Origin of the sequence: Polynucleobacter necessarius, assembly GCF_900096755.1 — a bacterium.
GTDB lineage: Bacteria > Pseudomonadota > Gammaproteobacteria > Burkholderiales > Burkholderiaceae > Polynucleobacter > Polynucleobacter necessarius_K.
Genome location: NZ_LT615227.1, coordinates 1326033 through 1344190, shown reverse-complemented (window position 1 = coordinate 1344190; position 18158 = coordinate 1326033). Strand labels below are relative to the sequence as shown.

At 46.8% G+C, this 18158-nt stretch carries 17 protein-coding genes and 4 pseudogenes; 17 read left to right on the top strand and 4 right to left on the bottom strand.

Features of this window, described 5'->3' with window-relative positions; all coding sequences use genetic code 11:
* The first annotated feature begins 134 nt into the window (after window positions 1-134).
* On the top strand, window positions 135-1124 hold the full coding sequence (locus tag DXE27_RS07005) for a malate dehydrogenase (RefSeq protein ID WP_128113417.1): 990 nt from the start codon (window positions 135-137) through the stop codon (window positions 1122-1124).
* Between the two features lie 56 nt (window positions 1125-1180).
* Complete coding sequence (locus tag DXE27_RS07000) at window positions 1181-1510, top strand: hypothetical protein (RefSeq protein ID WP_231969723.1); 330 nt, start codon at window positions 1181-1183, stop codon at window positions 1508-1510.
* 14 nt (window positions 1511-1524) lie between these two features.
* Here DXE27_RS07000 and DXE27_RS06995 read toward each other — a convergent pair whose 3' ends face one another.
* Both DXE27_RS06995 and yaaA read right to left on the bottom strand, forming a co-directional pair.
* On the bottom strand, window positions 1525-2736 hold the full coding sequence (locus DXE27_RS06995; RefSeq protein ID WP_128113415.1) for a DUF2863 family protein: 1212 nt from the start codon (window positions 2734-2736) through the stop codon (window positions 1525-1527).
* Window positions 2736-3512, bottom strand: coding sequence for a peroxide stress protein YaaA (yaaA, locus tag DXE27_RS06990; protein WP_128113414.1), 777 nt, complete (start codon window positions 3510-3512; stop codon window positions 2736-2738). The genes DXE27_RS06995 and yaaA overlap by 1 nt, the downstream gene beginning before the upstream one ends.
* An 84-nt stretch (window positions 3513-3596) precedes the next feature.
* On the opposite strand from yaaA, the pseudogene DXE27_RS06985 reads away from it, so the two are divergent.
* From DXE27_RS06985 to DXE27_RS06925, 14 genes and pseudogenes are all read left to right on the top strand, one after another.
* Window positions 3597-4795 (top strand): annotated as a pseudogene (locus tag DXE27_RS06985) (methionine aminotransferase).
* 8 nt (window positions 4796-4803) lie between these two features.
* Window positions 4804-5376: pseudogene (locus DXE27_RS09795) on the top strand (glutathione S-transferase N-terminal domain-containing protein); the annotation flags it as partial.
* Window positions 5377-5532: 156 nt separating this feature from the next.
* Window positions 5533-6387, top strand: coding sequence for a 3-hydroxybutyryl-CoA dehydrogenase (locus DXE27_RS09790; protein WP_128113413.1), 855 nt, complete (start codon window positions 5533-5535; stop codon window positions 6385-6387).
* Between the two features lie 38 nt (window positions 6388-6425).
* Window positions 6426-6842 carry a DUF3429 domain-containing protein gene (locus DXE27_RS06970; RefSeq protein ID WP_269459810.1) on the top strand — a complete coding sequence of 139 codons (417 nt, stop codon included), beginning with the start codon at window positions 6426-6428 and terminating at the stop codon, window positions 6840-6842.
* A 4-nt stretch (window positions 6843-6846) separates the two neighbouring features.
* Window positions 6847-8160 carry a replication-associated recombination protein A gene (locus DXE27_RS06965; RefSeq protein WP_128113411.1) on the top strand — a complete coding sequence of 438 codons (1314 nt, stop codon included), beginning with the start codon at window positions 6847-6849 and terminating at the stop codon, window positions 8158-8160.
* 11 nt (window positions 8161-8171) lie between these two features.
* Window positions 8172-8798 carry a 2-hydroxychromene-2-carboxylate isomerase gene (locus tag DXE27_RS06960; RefSeq protein ID WP_128113410.1) on the top strand — a complete coding sequence of 209 codons (627 nt, stop codon included), beginning with the start codon at window positions 8172-8174 and terminating at the stop codon, window positions 8796-8798.
* 84 nt (window positions 8799-8882) lie between these two features.
* Complete coding sequence (locus DXE27_RS06955) at window positions 8883-9458, top strand: peptidylprolyl isomerase (protein ID WP_128113409.1); 576 nt, start codon at window positions 8883-8885, stop codon at window positions 9456-9458.
* A 24-nt stretch (window positions 9459-9482) separates the two neighbouring features.
* Window positions 9483-10628: pseudogene (locus DXE27_RS09785) on the top strand (chorismate-binding protein); the annotation flags it as partial.
* A gap of 24 nt (window positions 10629-10652) precedes the next feature.
* Window positions 10653-11312 carry an aminotransferase class IV gene (locus DXE27_RS09780; RefSeq protein ID WP_231969872.1) on the top strand — a complete coding sequence of 220 codons (660 nt, stop codon included), beginning with the start codon at window positions 10653-10655 and terminating at the stop codon, window positions 11310-11312.
* Between the two features lie 9 nt (window positions 11313-11321).
* Entirely contained in the window at window positions 11322-11882 is a 561-nt protein-coding gene (locus DXE27_RS06945; RefSeq protein ID WP_128113408.1) for an NUDIX hydrolase, read from the top strand.
* A 9-nt stretch (window positions 11883-11891) separates the two neighbouring features.
* Window positions 11892-12629 (top strand): leucyl/phenylalanyl-tRNA--protein transferase, encoded by a 738-nt coding sequence (aat, locus tag DXE27_RS06940; protein WP_128113407.1) that lies wholly within the window; start codon window positions 11892-11894, stop codon window positions 12627-12629.
* Window positions 12626-13372: an arginyltransferase gene (locus DXE27_RS06935; protein ID WP_128113406.1), complete on the top strand. Its 747-nt coding sequence runs from the start codon at window positions 12626-12628 to the stop codon at window positions 13370-13372. Before aat ends, DXE27_RS06935 begins: the two co-directional genes overlap by 4 nt.
* Window positions 13373-13381: 9 nt before the next feature.
* Entirely contained in the window at window positions 13382-14416 is a 1035-nt protein-coding gene (locus DXE27_RS06930) for a quinone-dependent dihydroorotate dehydrogenase (protein WP_128113405.1), read from the top strand.
* A gap of 121 nt (window positions 14417-14537) precedes the next feature.
* A pseudogene (locus DXE27_RS06925) lies at window positions 14538-15368 on the top strand (IclR family transcriptional regulator).
* Window positions 15369-15383: 15 nt separating this feature from the next.
* Here the strand turns inward: DXE27_RS06925 and DXE27_RS06920 are convergent.
* Both DXE27_RS06920 and DXE27_RS06915 read right to left on the bottom strand, forming a co-directional pair.
* Window positions 15384-16400 carry a serine hydrolase gene (locus DXE27_RS06920; protein ID WP_128113404.1) on the bottom strand — a complete coding sequence of 339 codons (1017 nt, stop codon included), beginning with the start codon at window positions 16398-16400 and terminating at the stop codon, window positions 15384-15386.
* Window positions 16401-16514: 114 nt separating this feature from the next.
* A complete protein-coding gene (locus DXE27_RS06915; RefSeq protein ID WP_128113403.1) occupies window positions 16515-17402 on the bottom strand; it encodes a DMT family transporter in 888 nt (295 codons plus the stop codon).
* A 198-nt stretch (window positions 17403-17600) separates the two neighbouring features.
* On the opposite strand from DXE27_RS06915, the gene DXE27_RS06910 reads away from it, so the two are divergent.
* Window positions 17601-18155, top strand: coding sequence for a phasin family protein (locus DXE27_RS06910; protein WP_128113402.1), 555 nt, complete (start codon window positions 17601-17603; stop codon window positions 18153-18155).
* Window positions 18156-18158: the final 3 nt, after the last annotated feature.

The window sequence follows — 18158 nt, the reverse complement described above, 5'->3', positions numbered from 1 at the left end:
AAATCTACAGCAATTCTAAGTCTTATATAAGACATCATTGACAGTGTAAAGCGAAAGTCCATACACTTGAATGGATAATAGAAAAGTTTTCATTAATTAACCCTCTTAACCTTCTTTCTGGAGTTATTAGTAAAATGGCAAAAGCCCCAATGCGTGTCGCCGTAACCGGTGCAGCCGGTCAAATCGGATATTCCCTTCTATTCCGTATTGCCAATGGCGACCTTTTGGGCAAAGATCAGCCCGTCATTCTCCAGTTGCTTGAGATTCCTGATGAAAAGGCACAAAAAGCGTTAACTGGCGTCATGATGGAATTGGAAGACTGCGCATTCCCACTTTTAGCTGGCATGACTGCTCACTCTGATCCAATGACTGCCTTTAAAGACATCGATGTTGCCCTGTTAGTTGGCGCACGTCCACGTGGTCCTGGCATGGAGCGTAAAGATCTGCTCTCCGCTAACGCACAAATTTTCACAGCACAAGGCAAAGCATTGAATGCTGTTGCTAAGAAGACTGTAAGAGTATTGGTTGTTGGTAATCCAGCAAACACCAATGCTTACATCGCGATGAAATCTGCACCAGATATTCCTGCGAAGAACTTCACAGCAATGTTGCGCCTTGACCATAACCGCGCGCTCTCACAATTGGCTAACAAACTGAATAAACCTGTTGCTGATATTGAGAAGTTAGTTGTTTGGGGCAACCACAGCCCAACAATGTATCCAGACTATCGCTTTGCAACGATTGATGGCAAGTCTGTAAAAGACGCTATCAACGATGCGGCTTGGAATAAAGATGTATTTATTCCTACCGTTGGCAAACGTGGCGCATCCATCATTGAAGCACGTGGCCTTTCATCTGCAGCTTCTGCAGCGAATGCGGCAATCGACCACATTCATGACTGGGTTCTCGGCACTAACGGCAAGTGGGTAACAATGGGTATTTCTTCTAAAGGTGAATACGGCATTCCTGCTGAAGTGATTTATGGCTTCCCAGTGGTATGCGAAAACGGCGAATACAAAATGATCGAAGGTTTAGAGATCGATGAATTCTCCCGCGAGCGTATGACTCACACCCTCAACGAATTACTTGAAGAACAAGCTGGCGTTAAGCACTTGCTCTCTTAAGGAAAATCTCAATAAAGAAAAACCTTCTCACCATTAGCGTTGTAATTGCTGGCCTTTTGGGTGCTGCAAATGTCAGCGCCAATGAAGAAGCATTTACTTGGACGTGTCAAGAGAGTAAGCAGTTCAAAACTGCTGGCACAACCGAGAAAGTTCGCCTCATATGGGAATCTAAAACGTATAATTTAGATCGTCAGACTTCCCTGCCGGGTAGCTTGCGTTACAAAAATACGAACTCTGGATTTGACCTCGTAGTGTTGGGCAACAAAGCGATGTTGTTCAACATTAAAGCAGGTGTACGACTTGCTGATTTCTGCCAAACAGCAGAAATGAAGTCCGGTAAGTTGCCGCATTTGTTTGCTGGTGCGGAACTCTTTGTAGCGAATTAATTTTTCACATTGTCTTAATTAAAAAAGGGTTGCTGCGTTGGTGTATCTTCTGGCATCTCCGCATGCACTGCTTCGCCCGACCTATCAGGGAACAACGGTGCGCCGCAATCATCACATAGCTCCGGATCAAACAACATTGCGTGACGGAAGACATCTTCGACCCCAGCATCATGCAATGCATCACAAATTTTCTTAATCGGGCTCTCGTCATCGGACAAGTCATTTAAGGCATCACTACTAACGCTCTCGCGATCGTAGAGTGGCCAAATCACCCCATACATCACGTCAGAAGACCCCTTTGCACTGAAAGAGATGCGGTATTCATCTGCCTGCTCTTCACCGAAGGCGCCGACCACGCAAGATAGGCCTGCGGGAAGGGTGCCTAAGGTACTTTCCAGGAAATTAACTGCCGCACGAATGCTCAAAGGACGAACACGCTTATCGGCCAAGCGGCAATTTGTGAAATACGCCTCTGGCAATAACAACTCAAACTCACATCCCGGCAGCAAAGAAGCAATAGGCTCTTGCATCGCATTTTGCCAACCGATTAAGCTCACGCCCCGCTCTTGTCGAGCCGGCGGCTCTGCTTGCCAGCGGAAGATGGGCGAACCACTTGGCGCGCTTAAGGCAGCAATAATGAAACGTGGGTCAGCCAACACGGCAATTGTTTCTGACATATCACGCAGTTCTAACTTCACTTCTTTTCCAGAGATGGCTGCAGCCGCTAAAGATTCAGTCAATACACGAGTTTGATAATGAGAATACGGCATTTGATCCATGCTGTAGAGCCAAGGCACGATAGCTAGACGGGTATCGGTTGAGGCAATGGCGCTATGCAAAGCTTGTGCGGTAGCTTCAATGATATTGACCGGCAAAGGGCCAGAAGGAATCTGATAACGCGTATGCGCAACGATAGGCATAGCCAAGAGCAAGACATCCCACTCCTGACCTTCATGCTCTAGCTTCAAGGACTCTGCCAGAGTTTCTGCAATATCAGCAAGCACCTCAAAGACTACGGCATTGATGCGGAAGGTTTGATCTAACGCAGCATCAATCACATTTTGATTTTGACTCTTGAGCAAACGCATGAGGCGCACATTCAAACGCTCTTCCCAGAATCGATCTTCAACTTGACTTCCAGAGGCGGCCAAAGAAATGGCATCCGCTACTAATTTCTCCACCTCAGGGGAGTTGCGTTGTGATGCTTTAGTGCGATGTACAGCCATTATTTTCTTTCTGCCCTTCTAAATACAGGCTTATCCAACTTGGAATCTGCAGCGTAATACTTATAGCCATCCAAATTAAAACCCTTCAAATCCGCAGGATCTGTAATGCGATTCTCAACTACATAACGAGCCATTAAACCGCGTGCACGCTTGGCATAAAAAGAGATGATCTTGTACTTGCCATCCTTAGCATCCTGAAACACTGGCGCAATTACAGGGCAACCCAACTCTTTTGGCTGAAGCACCTTGAAATACTCCTCCGAAGCCAAATTCAGTAATACAGGCTTCTTTTGTTTTTCCAGAACCTTTTTCAGGGAATCAGTCACCCGTGAACCCCAAAATGCATAAAGATCCTTACCTCGTGGATTTTTAAATGCAGTACCCATTTCAAGGCGGTAGGCCTGCATCAAATCTAGGGGCCTTAAGGCTCCATATAGCCCTGACAAGATCCGAATGTGATCTTGCGCAAAATCAACAGCCTTGGCGTTGAGGGTTTTGACATCAAAACCATCGTAAACGTCGCCATCAAATGCGTAGATTGCAGGCTTACTATTTTCTTCGGTAAATTTCTTAGACCAATCACGATACCGACCGACGTTCAAGGTGGCTAATTGATCCGATAAACCCATTAAGTTGGCAACGTCCTGAGGGGCCAGTTTTTTAAGGTCAGCAATGAGCTTGGCTGATTCGGAGACGAATTCTGGCAAGGTGGGGGCCTTAACCTTGACGGCAGTCTTGTAATCCAAGGATTTAGCGGGAGAAAGGACGATCAGCATGGCACAATTTGTATATGTATTTTTACCATTCTAGCGACTACCAGGAATACCCGCTTTAAAAGCCCTACTCCTCCAATAAACACTATGAACCCGCAAGAGACTCCAACATTTCCGAGCCGCCTACCCAAGGTGGGGACTACCGTGTTTACGGTGATGTCTGCTCTTGCGAATGAACATCATGCGATTAATCTAGGGCAAGGTTTTCCAGACTTTCCCTGCGATCGACAACTCATCACGCATGTGAATGAAGCCATGTTGGCTGATCACAATCAATACCCTCCGATGATTGGAGTTGCGGATCTGCGCAACGGGATTGCGGAAAAGATTCAAAACTTATATGGTCATCATTGCGATGCCGAATCTGAAATCACAATAACTGCTGGCGGCACCCAAGGCATCATGACTGCAGTGCTCTCCTGCGTGAGCCCAGGGGATGAAGTCATCATCATTGAGCCAGCATACGATAGCTATCGACCATCAATAGATTTAGCTGGTGGCAAAACGATTGCAGTATCACTAGAAGTGATACGCGATGAAGCTGGACTGGCCACCTCTTATCAAATTCCTTGGGATACATTAACAAATGCAATTAACCCCAAGACGCGACTCATCATTATTAATACACCACACAATCCCACTGGGATGATTTGGGGCACCGCAGATTTAGATCAACTAGCAAATCTGGTTCGCAATACCTCCGCCTTAATTCTGAGCGATGAAGTATATGAACATATGGTCTATGACGGTGCCAAGCATCACAGCATAGCCTCCCACCCAGAGCTTGCCGCAAGAAGCTTCTTAATTTCTAGCTTTGGGAAGACCTATCACGTCACGGGCTGGAAGGTTGGTTATGTTGCTGCCCCGCAGCCACTCACAAAAGAATTTCGCAAGGTACATCAATTTAATGTGTTTACGGTTAACGCGCCAATGCAATATGGTTTAGCCTCTTATCTAGTTGATGCCAAGCATTATTTAAATCTGCCAGCCTTCTATCAAGCTAAGCGAGATTTTTTTAGAGCGGGCTTGAGTAAGACGGGTTTTAAATTACTACCCACTCCGGGCACCTATTTTCAATGCGTAGATTACACGGCATTAAATATTCCGGAAGCGAAATTAAATGAAGCAGATTTTTGTAAATGGCTCACCGCCAAAATTGTGGGGTTGCTGCCATTCCCGTATCCGCCTTCTATGATCAAGCAACCGAGTCCGGCGTGATTCGTTTTTGTTTTGCAAAACAAGAACAAACGCTGACAAATGCACGGCAACGTCTCCAAAATCTATAAAGGCACCTATGGCAAAGCAAAAATCTAGCAATGTGATTGACGTTTACAGCTGGCCCACACCAAATGGCCACAAGGTTCACATCATGCTAGAAGAATGTGGCTATCGACTTGATCGAGATTGGATTGCGCACCCCATTGATATTGGCGCCGGCGATCAGTTCGCTCCAGAATTCCTGAAGATTAGCCCCAACAATAAGATTCCAGCAATCGTTGATCCAAATGGGCCGGATGGTAAGCCAATCAGTATTTTTGAATCCGGTGCCATTCTTTTGTATTTAGCCAGCAAGACCGGGAAGTTTTTGCCTGAAAGCGCGCGTGGAAAATACGAGGTTTTGCAATGGCTCATGTTTCAAATGGGTGGCCTAGGCCCCATGCTAGGTCAAAACCACCACTTCCGGCTCTATGCCCCAGAGAAAATTGAGTACGCCATCAATCGATACACTAATGAAGCTAAGCGAATTTATGGGGTGCTCGACGGCCAACTGAAAGATAATCCTTATATCGCAGGAAAAACCTATTCCATTGCGGACATGGCTATTTACCCATGGACGCGGAACTGGAAAAACCAAGGTATTGAAATAAATGAATATCCGCATTTCAAGAAATGGTTTGAAATGATTGGCGAGCGACCAGCCGTAAAGCGTGGTTGCCAAGTATTAACAGCGTTACGTAAACCCTTGCTGACAAGGCTAGAGAGCAGTTGTTTGGTTCAACTCAGTATCAAAAGAGGAAATACGATGAAGATTCAATCAGTCGGTGTGATCGGTGCGGGAACAATGGGCAATGGTATTGCACAAGTATGTGCAGTTGCCGGTCTGGACGTAGTGATGATTGATATCAACGAAGCCGCAGTACAGCGCGGCTTAGATCAAGTGAGTAAAAGCTTGGATCGCCTCGTCAAGAAAGAAACATTATCTGCCGAAGCAAAAGAGTCTGCCCTCAAGCGCATTAAAGGCAGCACCTCTTATGCAGACTTAAAAGGACTGGGCTTAGTCATCGAGGCTGCCACTGAAAACCAAGCTGTTAAAGAAAAGATTTTGAAGCAAGTTGACGAGATTGTGAGCAAAGACACCATCATTGCAACAAACACTTCTTCCCTCTCCATTACCAAATTGGCTGCATTAGATTCCAATCCTGCACGCTTCATTGGCATGCACTTCTTTAACCCGCCGCCCCTCATGGCACTGGTAGAAGTGATCCGCGGTCTACAGACTAGCGATGAAACGCATGCTGCCATTATTGAAATGGCCAAGCGTGTTGGCAAAGAGCCGATCACCGTCAAGAACTCTCCAGGTTTTGTGGTTAATCGCATCTTGTTACCGATGATTAATGAAGCCTTCTTCGTACTATCAGAGGGACTCGCAAGTCCTGAAGATATCGATGCTGGCATGAAGTTGGGTTGCAACCAACCAATTGGCCCGCTCGCCTTGGCTGACTTGATTGGTCTTGATACCTGTTTAGTAGTAATGGAAGTGTATTTTGAAAACTTTAGTGACTCTAAATACCGCCCATGTCCATTGCTTCGTGAAATGGTTGCCGCCGGATATCTTGGCCGCAAAACAGGCCGCGGCGTTTACACCTACGACAAATAATTTATCCATTCATCACTTAACTTAAATCATTTGTTGGATTGGCGCTGATGGTGCAATTGGCACCCACTCCCCTGAATTATTTAAGTGCTGAATCATTAGCAGGCTACGGCGCTGTCATTACTTCATTTATGGGTGCCTTACATTGGGGTGCAAACCTGCACTTACTTGGCAAAGCACCTACGGGCGATCGCTGGGAAGACCGCAATGCCTGGATTTGGGGTGTCATCCCTGCCCTAGTTGCCTGGGTAGCGCTACACATCTACATCCCAGTTGGTCTCTTAATCCTGGCTTCTACATTAATCATCCAGCGCAATATTGATCAAAACACCTATCAATATTATTTTGCCGATGAAGTGACGCGCTCTGCATTTATGACAATGCGCAATCGCCTGACCTATGTAGCAGCAGCTTGCCTAACTTGGGCGTCTTTAGTCATTTTGTTTATTCAAGCATGATTCGATGAGCGGTCTTTTTGATAGCACCCCGCCACCGCCATTAGCGGAAGCGCTTCGCCCAAAAACGATCGAAGAAGTCATTGGTCAAACGCATTTACTAGCTGCGGGTAAACCTCTCAGTCTTGCATTTGCCTCCGGAAAACCCCACTCCATGATTTTGTGGGGGCCGCCAGGCGTTGGTAAAACGACGCTTGCAAAACTATCAGCCAAAGCCTTTGATCGTGAGTTCATTGCAATCTCTGCCGTCCTCGCAGGCGTCAAGGAGATCCGTGAAGCAATTGAGCAAGCACAACAAAACATGGCTCAATATGGCAAACAAACGATTTTGTTTGTCGATGAAATTCACCGCTTCAACAAGAGCCAGCAAGATGCCCTACTACCCCATGTGGAATCAGGCTTATTTACCTTTATCGGCGCCACGACAGAGAACCCTTCATTTGAGGTGAACTCCGCACTGCTATCGCGTGCGCAGGTATACGTACTGAAGTCGCTGAACGAGGTAGAACTTAAAACCCTATTTGAGCGCGTGCATCAATACGCAATGCCGCAGGTCCAGTTTGAACCTGCGGCAATTGACACTCTGATTTCCAACGCAGATGGTGATGCCAGACGTTTACTAAACCTCGTTGAGCAAGTTCGTAACGCTGTGTTGACGCCGAATGCTCAAGTCGAGACTGTGGACCAAACCTTTATTGAGAATGCGCTGACCGTCCAAGCCCGTCGCTTTGATAAAGGTGGAGATCATTTTTATGATCAGATCTCTGCACTGCATAAATCGGTCAGAGGTTCTAATCCCGATGCAGCCCTCTATTGGTTCTGCCGCATGCTTGATGGTGGCGCAGACCCACGCTATCTTGCTAGACGTATTATTCGCATGGCTTGGGAAGATATTGGTTTGGCCGATCCAAGGGCAATGCAATTGGTGAACGATGCTGCACAAACATTTGAACGATTGGGATCCCCAGAAGGTGAGCTTGCCTTAGGTCAGGCGGTGGCCTATCTTGCTGTAGCCTCTAAAAGCAATGCCAGCTACAACGCTTTTAATGCTGCTCGAGCTTATGTAGCAAACGATCAATCTAAGCCCGTACCGAATCATTTACGCAACGCCCCCACTAAACTCATGAAAGAGCTTGGCCATGGCAAAGAGTATCGCTATGCCCATGATGAACCCCATGGCTATGCTGCAGGGGAATCTTATTTACCAGAGGGTATGAAAGAGCCGCATTGGTATGAGCCTGTTGAACGTGGGCTTGAATCCCAAATCAAAGAGAGGATGGCTTTCTTACGCAAACTCGATGCGGAGCATCAAAAGAAATAAGGAATGATCTCGTGAGCGAAAAAATTTCAGCCACTCTGTATTACGACATTATTTCGCCATTCGCCTATCTCTATATCAAACAGAGAAAGCGCTTAGAGCAAAAACTTGACATCAAGCCTGTGCCAATTCTGTTGGGCGGACTCTTTAGAGCTACCGAAAATAAAGGGCCTGGAGAAATTGCTGCCAAGCGACCACACACCTATCAATTTTGTGTGTGGCAAGCAGAAAAGTTGGGTATTCCTTTTCGGTTTCCAGAACATCACCCCTTTATGACAGTTGCGCCACAACGTTTATTGGTTGAGCATCAGGCAAATTGGGAAATGGTTGAGCGCGCTTTTGACTATGTGTGGATGGAAGGCAAGGACCCCAACCTTTCCTGGTCTGAATTTTGCATCTACTTGGGCTTACCAGCCGATACCGCCAAACCTGAAAATCCAGAGGTGAAGGCCCAACTGATTGCCAATACGAATCAAGCAAAATTAGATGGCGCCTTTGGGGTTCCAGCTCTGATTGTCAATCAACACTGCTTCTGGGGCGTTGACACAATCGATTGGACCTTAGATTACCTTGCGCGCCCCGGCATGTTCAATGAAGCCTCGTACGCCTATGCCGGCAACGTACCTAACGGCCTAGCTTAATAGACTGCAAGTGGTTTATATCCATTCGGGGATTGCGCAATACAATCTTCAATACAGGACTTTTCAATCATTTAAGGAGGTTTTATGCGCAAGCTATTTGCCAGCCTCGTTCTTATCGCAAGTTGTTTCCTAAGCCAAGCCGCCCTCGCAGGCCCAAAGGTGGAATTTAAAACAACCATGGGTGATTTCGTAGTGGAATTAGATGATGTGAAGGCCCCAAAATCAACCGCCAACTTTTTGAACTATGTCAAAAGCGGTTTTTACAACGGCACCATCTTTCACCGCGTCATTGACGGCTTCATGATTCAAGGCGGCGGCTTTACTTCCAACCTCTCCCAAAAGCCAACCAATGGTCTGATTGTTTCTGAGGCGCAGAATGGCTTAAAAAATAATCGTTACACGATTGCAATGGTTCGCACTTCAGATCCAGACTCAGCAACCTCACAGTTCTTTATCAACGTGAATGACAATGCCGCTTTGGATTACCCAAATGCAATGGGCAATGGTTACACCGTATTTGGCAAAGTGATTTCTGGAACTCAAACCATAGATGCCATTCGCAAGATTCCAACCATGGTTGCCCCGGCTCCACGTATGGGCAGAATGGCTGATGTTCCTACCAAGACTGTCACCATTGAATCTGCAACCATTCTGAAGTAATTCGAGATTACCGGGTCGGCCGCAATGATTTTGCTCGATGATGCACAAAGCACTGCGGCCGAACCCTCTAGCCGCCTCTATGGAGATGCCCTGCATTACTGGTGCATTCTTCCCGGCGGCGATAACGATCAAGTTTGCGTTGCAACGCAAACTTGCTTAGCGGAAATATCTGCAGCACTGGCTAAGGGGCAATTTGTGGTGGCTGCTTTTGCTTACGAGCTTGGCAGACAAATTCATAAGCTAAAGCAAAGATCAAAAGATGGAGAGCAACCTCATCCATTAATTGAAGCATGGTCTTTTGCTGGCCTTAATAAATTATCCAAGCCAGAAGTAGATCAATATATCGATCAGCAGCTAGCCAAACTCCCAACTACAAATAGGGTTGCTGGAGTTTTAGATGTCCAGGAATCATTAAACGAGCAGCAATTTTCCTCTGATATCGAGACCATTCAAGAATATATCCGCAATGGCGATACTTATCAGATTAACCATACTTACCGAATTCATGGTGAGGCATATGGTTCGTCCTTGGCGCTATATCAACGTCTGCGTGAACGCCAGCCAGGAAGATTTGGCGCATATATTGACCATGAGCATCGTCAACTTTTATCGCAATCTCCAGAACTCCTCATTGCGCGCGAAGGTGATACCCTCAAAGCCATGCCAATGAAAGGCACTGCCAGCGCCCTTTCCGATGTAGCTAGCGCAGCACTATCTGATGATCCGAAAAATCAAGCTGAAAATGTCATGATTGTTGATCTATTACGCAACGACTTGAGCCGCATCTCACTTCCAGGCACAGTCACTGTTCCGCATTTATTTGAAGTAGCAAGACATGGTGATGTATTGCAAATGACTTCAACCGTGCAGGGCCAAGCAAAGCCGGATACCAGCTTGTTTGATATTTTGAGCGCCGTGTTTCCTTGTGGGTCTGTAACAGGCGCTCCAAAAAAACGCAGCATGGAAATTATTCAAGAGCTTGAGGGTGAAGATCGTGGGTATTACTGTGGCGCCTTAGGCTAGCTTGACCCCAATGGCGACTTTGCTTTTAGCGTTCCGATTCGCACCGTAGAGATCAATGAAGACAAGAGCTCTCATCGGTCCAACTTTACGCTGGGCATAGGTGCCGGCATCACCAATGATTCTGATGCAGCTAGTGAATGGCAAGAGTGCCGTATTAAGTCTGCATTCTTAATGGATCTACCTAGCGCAACAGGCTTATTTGAGACGATTGCTATTGTCAATGGCGAACCACAGCGACTGCATGCGCACCTCAGCCGCATGCAAGCCTCTGCTAATGCCTTAAGAATTCCATTTGATTGGGATGCCGCACAGAGCTTAGCGTTAGATGCCTGCGCCCAACTAGATAAAAAACATCTTCATCGCATGCGCTTGGATCTTTTGGCGAATGGCGATCACTCAATAACAACCGGCATACTTGATCCTATCTCCGAACCAGCGAAGATCTTCTGGGCCAAAGATATTTTGTCGGCAAACACTGAAATGTTCTCTGGGGACCCGCTGCTACGTCATAAGGTAAGTGCTCGAAATATTTATGACCAAGCATGGCAAGAAGCATCTAAGCTGGGTGGATTTGACGCCCTCTTTACCAATGAACAAGGCTTTGTCACCGAAGGCGGCAGAACGAGCGTCTTCATTAAATCCAAAAATGGCCAAGAATGGTTAACCCCGCCAATTTCCGCAGGCTTGTTGCCTGGGGTAATGCGCGCCACCCTGCTGGCCGATCCGTCTATGAATGCCCGTGAAGCCAACCTGACTATTGAAGATGTTTCAATGGCAGATGAGATTATTCTTTGCAATGCCTTGCGAGGCGCCATCAAAGCCCACTTTTAGAAAGTCGACATGAAGTACTGCCCCAACTGCGCTGCTACATTGACGATCAAGATACCTGCAGACGACTCACGCGAGCGTCACATCTGTGAGGCTTGCGGCAGTATTCATTATCAAAACCCTCATAATGTGGTTGGCAGCATTCCAGTGCATGGCACACAGGTTTTACTTTGCCGCCGCGCAATCGAACCACGATTAGGTTATTGGACGCTTCCAGCAGGGTTTATGGAGCTTGGAGAGAGTACTAGCCATGGCGCTGCCAGAGAAACCTTAGAAGAGGCTGGTGCTGTAGTAGAAATTGGACCGCTCTACTCCTTGTTAAATGTGCCTCACGCAGAACAAGTTCATTTGTTTTATCTAGCAAAAATGACATCCCCTGAATTCTACGCGGGTGAAGAAAGTCTAGAAGTGGCACTCTTTGAGGAACATGAAATTCCCTGGGATGACATTGCCTTTCCTGCCGTCAAACAAACACTCGAATGGTTTTTTGCCGACCGCGCATCTGGCGCTTTAGAGGCAGACAAGGAATTTCATGTCCGCAGTCGCGATGTTTTGCCATCCGAAAGAATTTAATCGTTAAAAATGGGTCAGATTTCCTGGCTAGGGCCGCATGACTCCTTTCCCAACCCTCGGTTTGAGGCCGATCCTGATCCCAGTGTTCCAGGGCTAATCGCCGTCAGCGAACGTATTTATCCAGGGCAACTTTCTAAAGCGTATAAACTAGGAATATTTCCCTGGTATTCGGATAACCAACCAGTTTTATGGTGGTCCCCTGACCCTAGGATGGTATTAAAGCCTTCTGAATTTAAATGCGGTGACTCACTGCAAAAAATCATTCGCCACTTTTGCCAAGATACGCGCTCCCAAATTTTGGTAGATGCCGATTTTGGTGCCGTGATTCGCTCTTGCGCAACGAGCTCCCGCAAAGATCAAGATGGAACTTGGATTACCCATGAAATCATGGATGCATACACCTCTCTACACGAACAAGGCAATGCTCATAGCATGGCGGTCACGGAGGATGGTCAAATTATCGGCGGCCTTTACTGTGTTTCGTTTGGCGGTATGGTCTTCGGAGAGTCAATGTTTAGTCGCAAATCCAATGCCTCCAAAATTGCATTAGCAGCGCTCACAGCATGGTGCTTGGAGATTGGGGTTACGATGATTGATTGCCAACAAGAGACGGCCCACCTCCACTCCTTGGGGGCTGCACCGATCCCACGTCAGGCATTTCTAGAGCAACTGCAAGTATGCTTAAATCAATCTAATATGAAGCATTCTTGGACTTTTGACAAAACCATCTTGCATCACTGGCTATGACCCGCATTAAAGAGCTCCCATTAACAGCCTTGCAGTTTTATGCAACAGCGCCCTACGCTTGTAGCTACCTGCCTAATAAGACTGCGCGCTCACAGGTTGCAACACCATCACATCTCATTCATGCCGATGTGTATAACGAGCTAATTCATGCGGGCTTTCGTCGAAGCGGCCTTTATACCTATCGCCCCTACTGTGATGAATGCAGAGCCTGCATTGCTACGCGTATTTTGGTTGATCAATTTACCCCTTCTAGAAGCCAGCGTCGTGCCTGGAAGAAGCACGCCGGACTAGAGGCGACTGTACTTAGTCTCAGTTATCAAGAAGAGCATTACCAACTCTATCAGCGCTATCAGAACCAACGTCATGCAGGTGGCGATATGGATAGCGATGATCAGGATCAGTACATGCAGTTTTTATTACAAAGTCGTGTGAACTCGCGCATTGTGGAGTTTCGAGATGGCCCCCATGATCCGCATCCTGGACGTTTACGCATGATCAGCATGATTGACATCCTTGAGCAAGGAATTTCATCGGTCTATACCTTCTATGACACCTCAGAACCATCTGCAAGTTATGGCAGCTACAGCATTCTTTGGCAGATAGAGCAAGCACGCGGTCTGGGACTGCCCTATCTCTATCTTGGCTACTTCATCAAAGAGAGTGAAAAGATGTCCTATAAGGTCAAATATCAGCCCATGGAGGGCTTGATTGATGATCACTGGCAGCCACTGTCTGGGTCATAATATCTACCCATGATCGATCGCTATTCCTTTTTACGCCCTTGGCTATTTTGTTTAGACCCTGAGCAAGCCCATAACGTCACATTAGGTAACTTAGATCGTGCTGAGCACTGGGGTTTACTAAAGCGCTTCATCACTAAGCCTCTCGCCGATCCACAAACACTGTGCGGCATTGAATTTCCTAATCCCGTTGGTCTGGCTGCGGGTTTAGATAAAGATGGCAAACACATTGATTCCCTTGCGGCATTGGGATTTGGCTTTTTGGAAATTGGCACCGTAACGCCACGCCCTCAGCCCGGCAACCCAAAGCCTCGCATGTTTCGCCTGCCACAAGCTGAAGCAATTATTAATCGCATGGGATTTAACAACGATGGTGTTGAAGCCTGCGTAGCACGAGTACGTCGCTCCAAGTTTTGGCAAAACGGCGGTGTTCTTGGTTTAAATATTGGGAAGAACGCAAGCACTGCAATTGAAGATGCGGCCAGCGATTATGTTCTCGCCATGGAAGCAGTCTATGAGATTGCCACCTACATTACCGTGAACATCTCCTCCCCTAATACGCAGAACTTACGCGCTCTCCAGGGCGAAGAGATGCTGCGTGCATTACTAGGCGATCTGGACGAATCTAGAAAACGCTTAAGCGATCGCTACGGTGTTCGTAAACCACTCTTTTTAAAGATTGCTCCAGACTTAGATCACGCTGACATCAATCTCATTGCTGATCTCTTAATGGAATTTGGTATTGATGCGATCATCGCCACCAACACAACTATTTCTCGAGAGGCAGTTCAAGGCATGGGACATGGCCAAGAACTTGGCGGATTATCTGGTGCCCCAGTTCGGACTGCCTCGAATTTGGTTATCAAAACGCTCAAGGCAAGACTTGGCAATGAGCTGCCCATCATCGGTGTCGGCGGAATCATGAGTGGCGCAGATGCCCGTGAAAAGATCATGGCTGGCGCAAGTTTGGTTCAGCTCTATAGCGGCTTGATCTACAGAGGCCCAGACCTTGTGAATGAGTGCGCCAGGGCTATTAGGCATCCTTAGTCATTCTTAGGCAACAAAACCCCATTTAGACGCACCAAAACTAGGCTTTTTAGCACTGGGATCTATAAAATCCAATTTCATAATATGCAATTGCAGCCCAAAAATCGCTACAATTAGCCCTATGAACACAAGCAAAGTCGTCAAAACCTCTAAAAATACTGGTGAAGTTGGCAAAACAGCCATCCAGGTGGTGGGAGCGCATGATGAATTTGCTGGACGCCCTAGCCGATCAAGAAGAGTCCTGTAGCCTTAAAAGCCTCGCTGAGCAGACTGTGGCCTACACCCATCTACCGCTTCACCGCATCCTGAACGATATGGTCGCCTGCAGATTAGTCGAGCGCGGTGACGGTGGTACCTATCGACTGGGTCTCAAACTATTAGAGCTAGGCAATCTTGTAAAAGGCAGACTCTCTGTACGTGATGCTGCCCAAGTACATATGCGCACCCTACACAAGCTGACGGGCGAGACTGTCAACCTATCCGTGCGCCAAGGCGATGAGATTGTTTATATCGATCGCGCTTATAGAGCGAACGTTCTGGCATGCAAGTGGTTCGCGCCATTGGTGGTCGCGCACCTTTGCATCTCACCTCGGTAGGAAAACTATTCTTAGCTAGTGATGATCCCAATCAGGTTCGCGCTTATGTCACGCGCACCGGTTTGTCTGGGCACACCAGAAACAGCATTACCGATTTAGCCAAACTCGAAACCGAATTAAATCAAGTTCGAAAAGTGGGTAACGCTCGCGATGATGAAGAGCTCGAGCTAGGCGTGAGCTGTCTTGCTGCCCCTATTTTGGATGACACTGGTAAATTGGTTGCCGGTTTATCTCTGAGCGCCCCAACTGACAGAATTCAGGCAGATTGGCTTAGAGTGCTACAAGACACTGCCCTGCAAATCTCCAAAGGAATGGGCTTTAAACCCAAGTCTGCAGAGCCAGGTACTTCGGCCTAATCTACACCCACAGAATTACATCAAGCGGCGAATTGGTTGCGCACCAGATGGCATGCGCTCATACCAGTCACGAACGCGCACTGCATCCGCAAAACGAGACTGTGTACCGACAGAATCCAAGAACACCAATAGCAATGGCGTGTTGTTGACTCTAGCCTGCATCACCAAGCACTTACCGGCAGCGTTAATGAAGCCAGTTTTCTGAAGGCCGATATTCATATCGCCAGAACGTACTAGTCGGTTGGTATTTAAGAACTTCTGGGGACGCTTTGCAATCACCATAGTCAAATCTGGCCAAGTAGAGAACTCGCGGATCATCTTGTATTGATAAGCCGCATTTAGCATGCGCGTTAAATCTTCGGCGGTTGCTACGTTCTCGCTGAGAAGCCCAGTAGGATCGGCAAAATGCGAATGATCCATTCCCAAATCTTTTGCCTTACGATTCATTGCATCCACAAATGCTGGAATGCCGCCTGGATAATTTCGACCCAAGGTATATGCCGCACGGTTCTCAGAAGACATAAGCGCTAGCAGCAATGCCTCTTCACGAGTAAGCACTGTGCCACCTGCTAAGCGTGAGGTGCGATAGATATGCACATCATCCGCATTAATCACGAGTGTTTCATCTAATGGCAATTTGGAATCCAATACCACCATTGCAGTCATCAGCTTTGTGATTGAAGCAATCGGCAAACTCACAGATGGATTTTTTTCAAAATACACTTCTTTAGTGTCTTGATTAACTACCATTGCAACGCTTGATTTGAGGTTAAGGTCATCATGCTGACCACGTAAACCTAAGGCAGTAGCAAGTGATGGTCTTGCAGGTATCACCGGTTCATTTGAACGAGTAACCGTGACTCGAACGGCTTTTGGCTTTTTGGGGGACTTTGAAGCAGTCTTCGTAACTACTTTAGTTGTCTTTGCCTGCTTTTCCTTATCCTTAGTGGAAGCAATGACAGGACTATTTAGAGTAGCGCCAACAGCAAACAGCAATGTGCAGACCAAGAGCCAAAATCGATTCAAACGCATCCCAAAATACCTTCCAAAACATACGGAATGATAATTAATTTCTTGAGGGCAAAGTGATTTATTCGCCCCATCTTGGTTAATTCATTCCACTAAATTGGCTTTATTTCACCTGCCCTACTCTGCAATCGTCGCTACTGTGTTGGTTTGACGTGCATTTACCAGAACCACCCCTGTCATCGTCAAACATAGACCGGCAGCCATCATTAGGGTAAATGGCTCGTCAAATAAGAGCCATGCCATTGCTGCCGTTGTCGGTGGCGTGAGGTACAAAAGACTGGTTACCTTAGTTGCAGCCCCTTTACGAATCATCATAAATAACAGACTGATCGATCCAATAGACAGTGGAAAGATCGCCCACAACAACGCACCGATGACTGATGCATTCCAAACCATGACGCCAGTTTCAAAGAAATACATACAGACAAAACAGAGAACTGCAGAGACGCCAAACTGAATTGAGGATCCTGCACGCAAATCAAATACGGGGCAGAATTTTTTCTGATATAGCGTTCCAAACGTAATCGATAGAAGTGCAATAAATGCCAGCACGTAGCTAGCAAAAGGAATGTGCGCAAATCCAATCTTCTCAGCCACAACCAAAGCAACTCCAGCAAAACCAAAAGCCAAACCGATCCACTGTCTTGGCGTTACCTTCTCTGATACCCATGCAGCAAACCAAGCCGTCAAAATAGGTTGAAGACCAACGATGATGGCAACCAGTCCCGCGGTCATACCAAGACGCACGGCAAACCAAACGCCTAAGAGGTAGCCAAATTGCAGCAACATACCTGCGACTGCAATGTGCTTAATTTGAGACCAGCTTGGCCAAGTAATTCTCCAAACCAAGCTAAGCGCAGCCATGGCCGCCAAAACACCCGCAAAACGCCAAAATAAGAAAGTGGCCGGCTCTACATAAGGCATTGCCAAACGCGCAATCACAAACCCAGTACTCCAAATGAGTACAAATATAGGTGCAATGGCGTTATCGAGGCTTAGCTTCATGGGTAACTTGCTAAAAATATTAAGAATATTTATCTAAACACTGATTTTAGGCTCTTTTGGAATTCCCATACCCAAGTGGTCCAGCAGCTTCTTTTTATGCTGCCGCGCAATATTAATCGCTTATCGCGCTGCAGAAGAAATTAAAATAGAAGACATACGTAAATCTGTCAAAAAAAGACCCATTTGAAAGGGAACGAAATGAACTTAACACCTGAACAAATCGCAGCAGCACAAAAAGCCAATTTAGAAACGCTCAGCGGTTTAACTAACCAGGCGCTCCAGAGCATTAAGAAATTAGTTGAACTCAATATGCACATTGCCAAGCAAACCTTAGGCGATAGCATGAATAGCGCCAAGAAAGCTTTGGAAGTGAAAGACATTCAACAGCTGCTCGCCCATCAAGCCGAAGCCGTTCAACCAATGGCAGAAAAGATCATGGCGTATAGCCGTCACTTATATGAATTGGCTCATGAGACTCAAAATAGTTTTACCCAGTCAGCTGAAAAAGAATTTCAAGCGGGTCAAAAGAAAGTGAATTCTTTGGTTGAAGAGTGGACTAAAAATGCACCCGCTGGTTCTGATGCCGCCGTGCAAGCAATGAAGCAAGCCATCGCTTCAGCAAACAACGTATTTGAAACCAGCCAAAAAGCAGTCAAGCATGCAGTTGAAGTTGCCCAAACCAATCTGCACACCACAGCAGACACAGTCTTCAAAGCTGCAGACTCTGCCACCAAGGCCGCCAAAAAGAAATAATTG

Coding starts and splice junctions, on each gene's coding strand:
- DXE27_RS07005 (WP_128113417.1), top strand. CDS start 135: ATGGCAAAAGCCCCAATGCGTGTCGCCGTAACCGGTGCAGCCGGTCAA.
- DXE27_RS06995 (WP_128113415.1), bottom strand. CDS start 2,736: ATGGCTGTACATCGCACTAAAGCATCACAACGCAACTCCCCTGAGGTG.
- yaaA (WP_128113414.1), bottom strand. CDS start 3,512: ATGCTGATCGTCCTTTCTCCCGCTAAATCCTTGGATTACAAGACTGCC.
- DXE27_RS09790 (WP_128113413.1), top strand. CDS start 5,533: ATGAAGATTCAATCAGTCGGTGTGATCGGTGCGGGAACAATGGGCAAT.
- DXE27_RS06965 (WP_128113411.1), top strand. CDS start 6,847: ATGAGCGGTCTTTTTGATAGCACCCCGCCACCGCCATTAGCGGAAGCG.
- DXE27_RS06955 (WP_128113409.1), top strand. CDS start 8,883: ATGCGCAAGCTATTTGCCAGCCTCGTTCTTATCGCAAGTTGTTTCCTA.
- DXE27_RS09780 (WP_231969872.1), top strand. CDS start 10,653: ATGGATCTACCTAGCGCAACAGGCTTATTTGAGACGATTGCTATTGTC.
- DXE27_RS06945 (WP_128113408.1), top strand. CDS start 11,322: ATGAAGTACTGCCCCAACTGCGCTGCTACATTGACGATCAAGATACCT.
- aat (WP_128113407.1), top strand. CDS start 11,892: ATGGGTCAGATTTCCTGGCTAGGGCCGCATGACTCCTTTCCCAACCCT.
- DXE27_RS06935 (WP_128113406.1), top strand. CDS start 12,626: ATGACCCGCATTAAAGAGCTCCCATTAACAGCCTTGCAGTTTTATGCA.
- DXE27_RS06930 (WP_128113405.1), top strand. CDS start 13,382: ATGATCGATCGCTATTCCTTTTTACGCCCTTGGCTATTTTGTTTAGAC.
- DXE27_RS06920 (WP_128113404.1), bottom strand. CDS start 16,400: ATGCGTTTGAATCGATTTTGGCTCTTGGTCTGCACATTGCTGTTTGCT.
- DXE27_RS06915 (WP_128113403.1), bottom strand. CDS start 17,402: ATGAAGCTAAGCCTCGATAACGCCATTGCACCTATATTTGTACTCATT.
- DXE27_RS06910 (WP_128113402.1), top strand. CDS start 17,601: ATGAACTTAACACCTGAACAAATCGCAGCAGCACAAAAAGCCAATTTA.